Source organism: Nocardia sp. NPDC003693 (genome assembly GCF_053981095.1).
Genome location: NZ_JBSFNO010000019.1, coordinates 23881 through 36273, shown reverse-complemented (window position 1 = coordinate 36273; position 12393 = coordinate 23881). Strand labels below are relative to the sequence as shown.

Here is a 12393-nt window from a genome sequence, read left to right as displayed (position 1 = left end):
GGCTTGTGCCGCAACCGAATCGGGCCCGCCGCACCCGCTCATCCCACGTCGCGGGCGAGCAGATCCTCGATGGTCTCGCGCCGCACCAGCTCCCGGCTCTGCCCGTCGCCGACCGCGACGATCGGCGGGCGGCCGACGCCGTTGTAGGACGAGGCCAGGCTGTGGTGATAGGCGCCGGTGCAGGGCATGGCCAGCACCTCGCCCGGGCGCAGGTCGGCGGGCAGCCGGATGCCGGTGGCCAGGATGTCCCCGGCCTCGCAGTAGCGCCCGGCGATGGTCGCGGTCATCTGCTCCCCGGTCGGGTGCCGATTGGCCACGACCGCCTCGTAGTGCGCGCCGTACAGCGCGACGCGCGGGTTGTCGCTCATGCCGCCGTCCACGGTCACGAAGGTGCGGCCCTCGATGTGCTTGACGGACAGCACGCGGTACAGCGTCACCCCGGCGCGCGCGACGATGGCGCGGCCCGGCTCGAGCGCGATCTTCGGGCGCGGGAAGCCGTGCCGGGCGCAGGCCGCGTCCAGGCCGTCGTCGATGACGTCCGCCAGTTCGGCCAGGTTCATCTCGGCGTCGCCGCTGCGGTACGCGACCGCGTGCCCGCCGCCGAGGTCGAGATCGCCGAGGGTGATGCCGAAGGCGGCCTGGATGCGGGCCATCTCGCCGACCATGCGGCGCACGGCCTCGCCGTAGTGGAAGGGATCGTAGATCTGCGAGCCGATGTGGCAGTGCAGGCCGATCAGATCCAGATTGGGCTGGCGCAGAATGCGTTCCACCGCCTCGGCCACCAGATCGCTGCCGATGGGGAACCCGAATTTCTGGTCGGTGACACCGGTGCGCACCGCCGGATGACCGTGCACGTCGATGGCGGGGGAGATGCGCAGCAGCACCTGCTGCGGGCGGGTGGCCAGCGCGGCCAGCAGCGGGATCTCGGTGAGCGAGTCGATCACGATCCGGCCGACGCCACAGTTGACGGCGGTCTCCAGTTCCGCGAAGGGTTTGCCGTTGCCGTGCAACACGATTCGGCGCGGATCGGTCCAGGAGGCCAGGGCGGTGGTGAGTTCGCCCGCCGAGCACACGTCCAGGGATAGGCCCTCATCGCCTATCCATTCCGCGACCGCTCGGGTGAGCAGGGCCTTGCCCGCGTAGATGATCTCGGCGTCCGGGAACGCCCGGCGGTAGGCGCGGCAGCGTTCGCGGATCTCGCCCTCGTCGAGCACGTAGGTGGGGGTGCCGTACTGATCGGCGATATCGGCCAGGGCCACCCCGCCGACGGTGATGCGACCGTCGGGGTCGTAGTGCGTTTCGCGCGGCCACACCGCCGGATCCAGGCGGGGCAGCATGCCTCCCGACCGCAGCGACGGGAAGATGTCGAGCAGCGTCACGGTGTCTCCTGTGTCGTCCCCGTCGTTCGGTGGGCGGGGCCGACTCCAGGACTACGCCGCTACACGTGGTCGTGGACGAGTCGCTACGCCGCCTTGACGGGTGCGAACCCGATCTTGACGGAAATCGGTCGGGGAGCCGGGTGGGACGGAAGGCACGAGCGCGTGCGCCGACACGGGAACGGCCCGATCCCGCCGGGCTGACCGCCTGCGAGATCGGGCCGTGCGACGTCGTACGAGGCCGGACTAGCCGCCGAGCTTCTTGTACGCGGCGCCCGCGACCACGGAGGTGATCGCGCGCGGCCCGAACTGCCCGGCCAGGCTCATGCCCTTGCTGATCAGGCCCGGGACCACGCGCATCTTGTTCCGCGCGAGGGCGTCGATGGTGATCTTGGCGGTGTGCGCGGCGGTGACCCAGATGAACTCCGGGATCTTGCTGCCGACCTCGTCCTGATCCGGGTTGTCGGTGCGCACCGGGCCGGGAGCCAGCAGCGTGACGTGCACGCCGTACTCCTTCATCTCCCCGCGCAGCGACTCGGCGAAGGTGTTGGTGAAGGCCTTGGAGGCGGCGTAGGTGGCGTTGTTCGGGATCGGCATGTTGCCCGCCGCCGAGCCGGTGACCAGGATGCCGCCGCTGCGCCGCTCGATCATGTTCGGCAGCACCGCCAGGGTCAGGTCCTGCACGGCGACGGCGTTGAGCTCCATGATGTCGCGCTCGTAGTCCAGGTCCAGCTTGGCCAGCGGGCCGAAGGTCGCCACGCCGGCGTTGTTGCACAGAATGGCGATGTCGCGGCTCGCGAGCTCCTTGGCCAGCGGCGCGCGCTGCTCCCGGTTGGACAGGTCGACCGCCCGCACCTCGGCGACGATCCCGTACTTCTTGGTCAGCTTCTCCGCCAGCGCGGTCAGCAGTTCCTCCCGCCGCGCCACGAGAATCAGCGAGTACCCGCGCGAGGCGAGCTCTTCGGCGAGGGCGACCCCGATCCCGGAGGACGACCCGGTGACGACGGCACGATTTTCAGCGGTAGGCGCAGGCAAGCTCACGAGGGCGAAGCCTACCCATAGTCGGCCCGCGCGCGGAGGGCGAGTGCGAAGCGAATTCGCTCCGGGCCGTAACCGCGCGAGCCCCCGCCGAAATCGGCGGGGGCTCGACGAGTCGCGATGATCAGGGGCGGGGTTTGGGTTCCATGAAGGCGATGCCCCAGTTCACGTGGCCGCGCCAGACGCCGGCGATCCGGCCGCCCTGGACCGCGGGCTTCGGATCGCCGATGGGACCGCCGGTCGCGCGGACGGCGGCCACCGCCGCGTCCAGGTCGGTGGTCAGGAACGCGACGCCGACCAGGGCCGGGGGCAGGCCGGAGGCCACCGCCTCGATGAAGGGCTCGCCGACGCGGTAGAAGGCCATCTCGGGGCCTTCGGGGCCGCGCGGGAAGAAGCGGCGGCGCGGTGGAATGCCCAGTACCGCCGAGAGATCGGCGACGGCGGCATCCATCTCCGGTGCCCAATAGACGACGTGGTCGATGATGGTGACGCCGTTCGGGTGCGCGATCGCTACGTCGTCGTCCCCGGCATGCTCGCGTGGTGAGACGCCGGGTTCGGGACGCAGCGTTCCGGCGGTCCTCGGCTCGGCAGCGCCGAGGTACGGCACACCGAGAGTGTCCGGGGCGGCGTGGGTTTCGTCGAAGCCCCAGGCGGCCTCGCCCAGGACGCAGGTGACCTGCCCGACCCGGAACGTGCCGTCGGTGACGGTGAAACCCAGTGCCGCCCAGGCCTGCTCGGATCCGGGCAGGCCCAGGCGGGTGAGGTTCGGCATTACAGCGCCGCGGCCAGGCGGGTGCCCTGGTTGATCGCGCGCTTGGCGTCGAGCTCCGAGGCCAGGTCGGCGCCGCCGATGAGGTGGAACTTCACCCCGGCCTCCTGGAGCGGGGCCTCCAGGTCGCGTACGGATTCCTGTCCGGCGCACAGGATCACGTTGTCGCACTCGATCACGGTGGGGCGCTCGCGCTTCTCGCCGTAGCTGATGTGCAGGCCGCGATCGTCGATCCGCTCGTAGTTCACGCCGCCGATCTGCTCCACGCCCTTGGCCTTGACCGCGGCCCGGTGCACCCAGCCGCTGGTCTTGCCCAGATCCTTGCCGAAGGACGAGGACTTGCGCTGCAGCAGCACCACCTCGCGGGCGGCGGGAGAGGGCCTGGGCGCGGTGAGGAAGCCCCGCGCGTCCGGATCCTCGGTCACGCCCCACTCCTCTTCCCACTCGTCCAGCTTCAGGCTGGGATGGCCTTCCACGGTGAGGAATTCGCTCACGTCGAAGCCGATGCCGCCCGCGCCGATGACCGCGACCTTCTTGCCGACCGGCTTGCCGTCGCGCACCAGTTCGGCGTAGGTGAGGACCTTGGGATGGTCCACGCCCGGGATGTTGGGAATGCGCGGCTTGACGCCGGTGGCGAGCACGATCTCGTCGTAACCGCCCGCGATGAGCCGCGCCGCGTCCACCCGCGTGTTCAGATGCACACTGACACCGGTGATCTCGAGCTGGCGCGTGAAGTAGCGGATGGTCTCGTTGAACTCTTCCTTGCCCGGGATGCGGCGCGCGATGTCGAACTGGCCGCCGATCTTGTCGTCGGATTCGAACAGATCGACCCGGTGCCCGCGCTGGGCCAGGCTCACCGCGGTGGACAGGCCGGCCGGCCCCGCGCCGACGACCGCGAACTTGCGGGTGCGCCGGGTGGGCAGCAGCACCAGCTCGGTCTCGTGGCCCGCGCGCGGATTCAACAGGCAGGACACGGTTTTCATCTGGAACGCGTGATCGAGGCAGGCCTGGTTGCAGGCGATGCAGGTGTTGATCTCGTCATCGCGCGCCTCCTGGGCCTTGCGCGCCCAGTCCGGATCGGCCAGCAGCGGCCGCGCCAGCGACACCAGGTCCGAGTCGCCGCGGGTGAGGATCTCCTCCGCGGTCTCGGGCATGTTGATCCGGTTCGAGGCGCACACCGGGATGCTCACCACGTCCTTGACCTTCGCGGTCCACTTCACGAACGCCCCGCGCGGCACCGAGGTCACGATGGTCGGAACCCGTGCCTCGTGCCAGCCGATGTCGGTGTTGATGATGGTCGCGCCAGCGGCCTCGACGTCCTTGGCCACGGCCTCGATCTCGTCCCAGGTCTGCCCGTTCTCGACGAAATCGGCCATGGACAAACGGAATACGATGATGAAGTCGGGTCCGACGGCCTTGCGCACCCGGCGCACGATCTCCCCGGCGATGCGCCGCCGGTTCTCCGAGCTGCCGCCCCACTTGTCCTTGCGCCGGTTGGTGCGCGGCGCGAGGAACTGGTTGATGAAATAGCCTTCGCCGCCCATGATCTCGACGCCGTCGTACCCGGCGAACTTGGCCAGGTGGGCGCAGCGCGCGTAGTCGTCGATGGTCTGCTCGACGCCCTTGGACGAGAGCGCGCGCGGCTTCAGCGGATTGATCGGGGCCTTGATGGCCGATGCCGAAACACTGCCGGGCATATAGGAATAGCGGCCCGCGTGCAGGATCTGCAGCGCGATCTTGCCGCCCTCGGCGTGCACCGCCTTGGTGATGGCGCGGTGGCGGTAGGCCTCGGTCTTGTTGGTCAGCTTCGCGCCGAAGGGCATCAGCCAGCCGGTGCGGTTGGGGGCGTAGCCGCCGGTGATGATGAGGCCGACACCGCCTTTGGCGCGTTCGGCGAAGTACGCCGCGAGCCGGTTGGTGTGCCAGGCCCGATCCTCGAGACCGGTGTGCATGGAACCCATGACCACGCGATTGCGCAGCGTCGTGAATCCCAGGTCCAGGGGTTCGAACAGATGCGGGTAAGCGCTCATCGCCGAGTGCCTTTCGGGTCGGACGCCTGCGACCGGGCTGAGTCGCGTTCGAGGGCGTCGAGTACTTCGTCACACCAGTCGACGAATCCCTGTTCGACGCGAATTCCGCCGCGCAGAACCAGGTACTGGTGCAGTTTTCGCCCGGAGAGCTGGTCCGGGTCGGGGTAATCGGTCTTCTCGAAGGTGCGGTAGATCTCGAGCCGCTGGGCGTGCTGGTCGCGATGGCGCCGCCATTCGGCGATCAGGGCCGGGGTGTCGGCCAGCGCGGCGGCGCGCAGTTTCACGCCGAGTTCGTTGCGCATCGGGCCGGTGTCGCTGGGTTCGGCGATCCAGCGGGTGAGTTCGGCGCGGCCCGCGTCGCTGACGGTGTACACCTTCTTGTCGGGGCGGCCCTCCTGCGCCACGGCTTCGGCGCTCACCCAGCCCTGTTCTTCCATACGCTTGAGCACGCGGTAGATCTGCTGGTGGGTGGCGTTCCAGAAGAAGCCGATGGATTTGTCGAAGCGCCGCGCGAGGTCATAGCCCGAACTGGCGCGTTCGGTCAGCGATACCAGCAGCGCGTGTTCGAGGGCCATGCGACGAGGGTAACTGAGACGGTACGTACTATGCAATTTAGTGCATAGAGTCGGCCGCGCGTCGCGTGGTCCCCGGTGTGCCGGGCGCACACGGTCCGGTGCCGGGTGCGCGCGGCGGCTCCGCCGGGTGCGCGGACTGTGCGATTCGGCACGACGGGACGCGCGCGGTCGCCTAGTCTGCGCGCATGGCGGAAGCATCCGGACGGGCCGCGGGCGACGAGGCGGTCGGGCAGGCCACGGGACGCGGTCCGGTGATCGCCTGGGGACTCTGGGACTGGGGATCGTCGGCGTTCCAGGCCCTCGTACTGACCTTCGTCTTCTCGGTGTACCTGACGGACAAGGTCGGCGAGAACCTGCCCGGCGGCGTCTCGGCCAGCGCCTGGCTGGGCTGGGCGCTGGGTGCGGGCGGGCTGCTGGTGGCGGTGACGGCCCCGGTCAGCGGACAGTGGTTCGACGCCGCCGCGCGGCGCAAGTTCTCCCTCGGGGTGCTCACCGCGCTGACCGTGCTGCTCATGGCGCTGATGTTCTTCGTCCGCGACGACTACCACTACCTGTGGCTCGGGCTGGTGCTGCTGGCGCTGGGCACGGTGACCTTCGAACTGGCCGGCGTGCCGTACAACGCGATGCTGCGCCAGGTGTCGACCCCGGTGACGGTGGGCCGGATCTCCGGATTCGGCTGGGCCATGGGCTATTTCGGCGGCATCGTGCTGCTGCTCATCTGCTACGTCGGTTTCATCGCCGGTAAGGGCGACACCCGCGGCGTCCTCGGCGTCACGACCGAGGGCGGCCTCAACATCCGCCTGGTGGTGCTGCTGGCCGCCGTGTGGTTCGCGATCTTCGCGCTGCCGCTGTTCTTCCGGGTGCCGGAGGTGCCCCGCACCGACGCCGATCCGGGTGCGGCCGTGCGGGTTTCGGACGGCGTGCGGGGCTCGCGCGGCCCGCTGGGGTGGCTGCGCGCCATCGGCACGTCCTACCGGGTGCTGTGGCGCGATATCCGCGAGCTGTGGCACACCGATCGCCGCACGGTGTGGTTCCTCATCGCCAGCGCGATCTTTCGCGACGGCCTGGCCGGCGTGTTCACCTTCGGCGCGGTACTCGCGGTGCGCGTCTACGGTTTTCACGATTCGGACGTGCTGCTGTTCGGCATCGCCGCGAACGTGGTGGCCGCCATCGGCGCGCTGGCCACCGGGCGGTACGACGATCGCGTCGGCCCCAAGCCGGTGATCGTGGTGTCGCTGGCCGCCATGATCGTGTGCGGACTGGTGCTGCTCGCGGTGTCGGGTCCGGTGCTGTTCTGGGTGTTCGGGCTGGCGCTGGCCGGATTCGTCGGTCCCGCACAGGCGTCCTCGCGATCGTTCCTCGCGCGTCTCGCGCCGCCCGGCCGGGAGGGTCAGCTGTTCGGGCTCTACACGACGACGGGCCGCGCCGTGTCGTTCCTGGCGCCCACCATGTTCGGGGTGTTCGTGTGGGTCACCGATTCCGAGCGCTTCGGCATCATCGGCCTGGTGCTCGTCCTGATCGCGGGCCTGGTCGCGCTCCTGCCGGTGCGCCACGCGGACCTGAAGGGGCGATGACCCCCTAGGTCCGCCAGGACGCCATGCCCAGTGCGATCAGCCGGACCTGCAGCACCGCGCGCTCGGCGATGCGCGGCCGATCACGGGCCTCGGCCACCACGTAGTCCGCGATGCGATCCGCGACCGTGGAGACGATGAGATCGGCGGCCAGCTCCAGGTCATCGGGGGACCAGGCGTCCAGGGCGCGCACCCGGGACAGGTCCACGACCAGTTCGCGCACGATGAGCTGCATCTCGACCGCGATGGCGCCGCGTAGGCTCGCCGAGCCGCCGTGCCGCTCCCGGATCAGGAAGCCCCACAGGTCGCGCTTCTCGTCCACCTGCTGGAAGACGAAGCGGACGGGCGCGGACAGCCCGGCGTCGGGGTTGCGGCGGGTTTCACGCAGCGCCAGGCGCAGCTGCCGCACACCTTCTTCCACGAGCGTGGTGCCCAGTTCCTCGAGCGAGGCGAAATGCCGGTAGAACGCGGTCGGGACGATGCCGGCCGACCGGGCGATCTCGCGCAGGCTCAGCGCCGCGAAACCGCGTTCGGCCGCGAGTGCGAGGGTGCCCTCGAGTAGCGCGGAACGGGTGCGCTCCTTGCGCTCGACTCTGGTTGCTGCCTGCTCGCTCACGTCGATGAGCATACATTCGTTCACATTCGTCCCCTTGCTCAGATGTCGTGCGCGTCACATGAACTGCCGGTTGAACTGGACGGGCCCTACCCGGCAGACTAGATGAGTGTACAGATGTACACCGAAATTGAGAGAGTCTCGAACGGCTCCCGATCCGGTGCGCATCGAATGAATGCGAGGCATCACCGGCAAGCCCCCGATGATGCGACAGGAGGCCCGCATGGTTGGACTCATCGACCTCGTGCAGACATTGACCAGTCCGCACCCGCTGGACCGCTACCTGGAGCTGGTCCGCCCCACCCTCACGCTGCGCGACCTGCGCGCCGAGATCACGCACGTGCGACGGAGCGCGGTCGGCTCGGTGACGCTCACGCTGCGCCCCAATCGCAAGTGGTCCGGGCACGAGGCCGGGCAGTACGTGCAGATCGGCGTCGTCATCGACGGCATCCGCCACACCCGCTGCTACTCGCCGGTCAACGCGGCGAACCGCCGGGACCGCCACATCGAGCTCACCATCAAGGCGCACCCGCAGGGGCTGGTGTCGAACTACCTGCACGAGAACGCGATTCCCGGCATGGTCGTCGACCTCTCGCCGGCGATGGGCGTCTTCGCCCTGCCCGAGCAGCGGCCGGAGCGGCTGATTCTGCTCAGCGGCGGCAGCGGCATCACCCCGGCGCTGTCGATGCTGCGTACCCTGGCCAACGAGGGGTATGACGGCCGGGTGCTGTTCCTGCATTACAACCGTTCGCCCGAATGGGTGCCGCATCGCACCGAGCTCGAGGCGATCGCCATGCAGCACAACAACATCCAGGTCGAACTGCTGTACCCCGAACTGGGACAGGACCCCAATTTCGGGTACGACGAGCTCGAGCGGCTCGCGCCCTGGTTCGCGACGGCGCAGACCTACCTGTGCGGCCCGCCCGGCCTGATGAAGGCGGTTCGCACCGTCTACGAGGCCGAACAGCTCACCGACCGACTGCATTCGGAGGAGTTCACGCTCACCGCCGCACCGGCCGACCCGGCCGACGTCGAGGGCGAGACCACCTTCTCCGGCAGTGGCAAGACCACCGCCAACACCGGCGTGAGCCTGCTGGAGCAGGCCGAATCCGCCGGGCTCACACCGGAATACGGCTGCCGCATGGGGATCTGCTTCTCCTGCACCTCGATCAAGGTCAGCGGCTGCACGCGCAACCTGCGCACCGGCGAACTCGACTCGGATCCGGATCAGCCCATCCAGCTCTGCGTCAGCGCCGCGGTCGGCGACGTCGACATCGCCATCTGACACACGCTTCCCGACCCATTGCTATCTGCACCATCAAGGAGACAGATCATGGCAATCCTCACCGAAACCCCCGACGGTCCCCTCGTACTGAGCCCCGAGCAGGTCGAGGACATCGGCCGCGAGCTCGACGAGATCCGCGCCCGCGTCGTCGCCGACCTGGGCGAGCGCGACCGCGAATACATCTACTCGATCATCAAGGCGCAGCGCGGCTTCGAGATCGCCGGGCGCGGCCTGATGTACCTGGGCTTCCTGCCCCCGTTCTGGCTGGCCGGCGTGGCCTCGCTGTCGGTGTCGAAGATCCTGGACAACATGGAGATCGGCCACAACGTCATGCACGGCCAGTACGACTGGATGCGTGAACCGGGCCTGAACTCCCGCGTGTTCGAGTGGGACACCGTGTGCCCGGCCGATCAGTGGCGGCACTCGCACAACTACATGCACCACACGTACACCAACATCCACGGCATGGACCGGGACATCGGCTACGGCATCCTGCGCATCGACGAGCAGCAGAAGTGGAACCCGCTGTACCTGGGCAACCCGGTCTACGCGTTCCTGCTCATGCTCGCCTTCGAGTGGGGCGTCATGGGCCACGACCTCGAGGTCGAGAACATCGTCCAGGGCAAGCGCAAGTGGTCCGACATCAAGGCGCTGGTCAAGGGCCAGATGCGCAAGGCCGGACGCCAGGTGCTCAAGGACTACGTGGTCTTCCCGGCGCTGACCGGACCGCTGTTCCTGTCCACCCTGGCCGGTAACTTCACCGCCAACATCGTGCGCAACCTGTGGACGTTCTCCATCATCTTCTGCGGGCACTTCCCGTCCGGCGTACAGACGTTCACCCAGGAACAGACCGAGGACGAGACCCAGGGCGAGTGGTACGTGCGCCAGATGCTCGGTTCGGCCAATATCGACGGCGGTCGGCTGTTCCACATCATGAGCGGCAACCTCTCGCACCAGATCGAGCACCACCTGTTCCCGGATCTGCCGGCGAACCGCTACCCGGAGATCGCCCCGCAGGTGCGCGCACTGTGCGAGAAGCACGGTCTGCCGTACAACACGGGGTCGTTCAGTAAGCAGATCGGGTCGGTCTGGGCCAAGATCTTCAAGCTGGCGCTGCCGCCGGTGCTGGCTGGGAATTCGCAGCCCAGCGGTGTTATCGTGATGCGCCGGGGGCAGGCTAGCGAAGTGGGCGTGTAAATGATCGGGAAATTCGAAAGCAACAAGGATCTCATCCAGGAATTGACGTCGTCCGGGGCACGGCACGTCGGCAATATCGCATCGATCATCACCGGCACGGTCGCCGATGTGACCAAGGAGATCGGTGACTGGATCACCGACGCGATCGAGATGCGCGAGGCCGCCGCGGCGGCCGCCGCCGACGCTGCCGCCCAGCGCGAGACGGCCGCGGATCCGGCCTTCGACGACGTCGACCCGGCCTTCGGCGAGGATCCGGCCGGTGACCCGCGGATCGCCGACGGCGCTGCACCGCAGTCGAATTCGGCTTCGTCCGAGTTCATCGACGCCGAGATCGTCGAACACCGCAATTCCTGACCGGACCGCCCGGGTGTGGTAGCCCGGGCGCGTCCGACCCGAAAGTGGCTGGGGCGCGGGGAGATTGCCGGGCGGTCGTTACCAGACCGGCAATCTCCGCCGATGCTGCGCCACCTCGGTGATCAAGTCCTTGTAACCGTCGGCGAGTTCGGCGAGGCGATACCACTGCAGGTGCGCCTCGCTGTCCACGCCGTGCCGGGCGGCGTCGCCGTTGCGGCCCTCGCCCAGGTGCGGGCCGGTGCGTCGTCGCATCCGCCCGTCGGTGCTCTTCGAACGCGGCGCATCGGGCTCGGGAACTCCCAGAGCCTGTTGCGCCGCAACCCATTTCGAGGCCATTCGATCGATGACCGCGCCCAGGGTCTCGGTGTGCAGCGAGGCTCCGGAGCGGTGCGGGATGTTGGCCGCCACCCAGTCGTTGATGCGGGCCACCAGCAGCAGTCTGCGCTCGTCGATGGCTTCGATCTGCCGGATGTGTTCGGCGACCTGCCCGGCCGCGGTGTCCGAATCGTGTGCGGCGGTGTGGGCCCGGCGTCGGCGCTCGTGGCACAGCGCCAGTTCATGGGCCGTTTCCAAGACTTCGTGGTCGCGGCTGCGCGGATGCGGCGAGCCGTTGCGTGAAGCGGTGTCGGGTGAATCGGTGATGGGTTCCCGGAAGGCGCGCAGCAACAGTGATGGCGATGGGAGCTCGGCCCCGAACCCCGCTCCGGTGTAGTCGGTTGCCATGGTTTCCCACCCTCAGCGTTGTGTGTGGATGCGCCAGGGCCGAGGGGGATTCGGGGAGGGGCTCCCCTCGGCTCCGGCGCAGACCCGTACCCCGGGATGCACAGCCCACCACAAACGGCACGGAAAAAAACCGGGAATTTCGCGACGATGCGATGGGAAGACTGTCCGGAAAATACGGGACATATTCAGGAAAGCGCGATAGTCGGACGGGCGCAACCATCCGGCGCTAGATCGTCGAAGCTGCCGGAGAATCGTTATACAGCATTACAACTCGGTCACGTGGGCGCTGCGTTTGGTGGCGGATCGACACCTGTGGCCCGCTGTCGTTCACAGGTCGTGGCCTGCTCGTCCGCCGGGACCGCCGGCCGAGGCGTTTACCGAAGCGCATGAACAGCTACTACTCCGGCGCGCCGGACGCGCCGCGCCGCGTACTCGATTAGCCTGGGTATTCGTGCCCGCCTATGCGTCGTCACCCGAATTGCGGTTCGGTTTCATGTTCGCGCTGGAAGACCCGGAGCGAATCGCCGAAGTCGTGCGCACCCTCATCGTGCGCCGGCGGGTGTCGGTTTTCCGCCTCGCCCACCTCTCGGACGACAACGGCCCGCCCGAGCGGTATGTCGTCAACTGGGCTGCGGTGCCCCAGATTTCGGTCACCACCGCGGTGCCGGACCCCGAGGCGCTGCGCGCCAGCGGAACGATGCTGGTCAACGCTTTTCTGGGTGAGGACGGCGAAGTCAGCCTCTACGCGGCCGAACCCAACGCCCCGCAGTAGTGTGGCGGGCGACACATCCCAATTCAGCAATCTCTCAGCTACCGGCCAGGGACCTGTAAGGGTCGATCGGCAGGGTAGGTCACGTCGCCG

The 12393-nt window shown here is 68.5% G+C and carries 12 protein-coding genes; 5 read left to right on the top strand and 7 right to left on the bottom strand.

Going from position 1 to position 12393, the window contains the following annotated elements; translation table 11 throughout:
* Positions 1–38: 38 nt before the first annotated feature.
* The 5 genes from lysA to ACWDOP_RS21330 form a co-directional block, all read right to left on the bottom strand.
* Positions 39–1379: a diaminopimelate decarboxylase gene (lysA, locus tag ACWDOP_RS21350; RefSeq protein ID WP_456346473.1), complete on the bottom strand. Its 1341-nt coding sequence runs from the start codon at positions 1377–1379 to the stop codon at positions 39–41.
* Positions 1380–1622: 243 nt separating this feature from the next.
* Positions 1623–2417, bottom strand: a complete 795-nt coding sequence (gene cmrA, locus ACWDOP_RS21345; RefSeq protein ID WP_454207420.1) for a mycolate reductase — start codon at positions 2415–2417, stop codon at positions 1623–1625.
* A gap of 121 nt (positions 2418–2538) precedes the next feature.
* The gene (locus ACWDOP_RS21340; RefSeq protein ID WP_456346472.1) at positions 2539–3186 is read right to left on the bottom strand and encodes a VOC family protein; all 648 of its coding nucleotides are present in this window, start codon (positions 3184–3186) and stop codon (positions 2539–2541) included.
* Complete coding sequence (locus tag ACWDOP_RS21335) at positions 3186–5213, bottom strand: FAD-dependent oxidoreductase (protein ID WP_456346471.1); 2028 nt, start codon at positions 5211–5213, stop codon at positions 3186–3188. Before ACWDOP_RS21335 ends, ACWDOP_RS21340 begins: the two co-directional genes overlap by 1 nt.
* Positions 5210–5788, bottom strand: coding sequence for a PadR family transcriptional regulator (locus tag ACWDOP_RS21330; protein WP_454207426.1), 579 nt, complete (start codon positions 5786–5788; stop codon positions 5210–5212). Before ACWDOP_RS21330 ends, ACWDOP_RS21335 begins: the two co-directional genes overlap by 4 nt.
* Before the next feature lie 185 nt (positions 5789–5973).
* On the opposite strand from ACWDOP_RS21330, the gene ACWDOP_RS21325 reads away from it, so the two are divergent.
* Entirely contained in the window at positions 5974–7362 is a 1389-nt protein-coding gene (locus tag ACWDOP_RS21325; protein ID WP_456346470.1) for an MFS transporter, read from the top strand.
* A 4-nt stretch (positions 7363–7366) separates the two neighbouring features.
* Here ACWDOP_RS21325 and ACWDOP_RS21320 read toward each other — a convergent pair whose 3' ends face one another.
* On the bottom strand, positions 7367–7987 hold the full coding sequence (locus ACWDOP_RS21320) for a TetR family transcriptional regulator (RefSeq protein ID WP_454207490.1): 621 nt from the start codon (positions 7985–7987) through the stop codon (positions 7367–7369).
* 208 nt (positions 7988–8195) lie between these two features.
* Between ACWDOP_RS21320 and ACWDOP_RS21315 the strand changes: the two genes are divergently transcribed.
* From ACWDOP_RS21315 to ACWDOP_RS21305, 3 genes are read left to right on the top strand one after another with little or no spacing between them, the layout of a single operon-like run.
* The gene (locus ACWDOP_RS21315; protein WP_456346469.1) at positions 8196–9257 is read left to right on the top strand and encodes a ferredoxin reductase; all 1062 of its coding nucleotides are present in this window, start codon (positions 8196–8198) and stop codon (positions 9255–9257) included.
* A gap of 48 nt (positions 9258–9305) precedes the next feature.
* Positions 9306–10454, top strand: coding sequence for a fatty acid desaturase family protein (locus ACWDOP_RS21310; protein WP_454207432.1), 1149 nt, complete (start codon positions 9306–9308; stop codon positions 10452–10454).
* A complete protein-coding gene (locus ACWDOP_RS21305) occupies positions 10455–10808 on the top strand; it encodes a hypothetical protein (RefSeq protein WP_456346468.1) in 354 nt (117 codons plus the stop codon). It begins immediately after the preceding gene.
* A gap of 78 nt (positions 10809–10886) precedes the next feature.
* Here the strand turns inward: ACWDOP_RS21305 and ACWDOP_RS21300 are convergent, their stop codons facing one another.
* Complete coding sequence (locus tag ACWDOP_RS21300) at positions 10887–11531, bottom strand: DUF4254 domain-containing protein (protein ID WP_454207434.1); 645 nt, start codon at positions 11529–11531, stop codon at positions 10887–10889.
* 451 nt (positions 11532–11982) lie between these two features.
* Between ACWDOP_RS21300 and ACWDOP_RS21295 the strand changes: the two genes are divergently transcribed.
* A complete protein-coding gene (locus ACWDOP_RS21295; protein WP_454207436.1) occupies positions 11983–12303 on the top strand; it encodes a hypothetical protein in 321 nt (106 codons plus the stop codon).
* The last annotated feature ends 90 nt before the right edge of the window (positions 12304–12393 follow it).

Coding starts and splice junctions, on each gene's coding strand:
- ACWDOP_RS21330 (WP_454207426.1), bottom strand. CDS start 5,788: ATGGCCCTCGAACACGCGCTGCTGGTATCGCTGACCGAACGCGCCAGT.
- ACWDOP_RS21340 (WP_456346472.1), bottom strand. CDS start 3,186: ATGCCGAACCTCACCCGCCTGGGCCTGCCCGGATCCGAGCAGGCCTGG.
- ACWDOP_RS21320 (WP_454207490.1), bottom strand. CDS start 7,987: ATGCTCATCGACGTGAGCGAGCAGGCAGCAACCAGAGTCGAGCGCAAG.
- ACWDOP_RS21315 (WP_456346469.1), top strand. CDS start 8,196: ATGGTTGGACTCATCGACCTCGTGCAGACATTGACCAGTCCGCACCCG.
- ACWDOP_RS21310 (WP_454207432.1), top strand. CDS start 9,306: ATGGCAATCCTCACCGAAACCCCCGACGGTCCCCTCGTACTGAGCCCC.
- ACWDOP_RS21335 (WP_456346471.1), bottom strand. CDS start 5,213: ATGAGCGCTTACCCGCATCTGTTCGAACCCCTGGACCTGGGATTCACG.
- ACWDOP_RS21300 (WP_454207434.1), bottom strand. CDS start 11,531: ATGGCAACCGACTACACCGGAGCGGGGTTCGGGGCCGAGCTCCCATCG.
- ACWDOP_RS21325 (WP_456346470.1), top strand. CDS start 5,974: ATGGCGGAAGCATCCGGACGGGCCGCGGGCGACGAGGCGGTCGGGCAG.
- ACWDOP_RS21305 (WP_456346468.1), top strand. CDS start 10,455: ATGATCGGGAAATTCGAAAGCAACAAGGATCTCATCCAGGAATTGACG.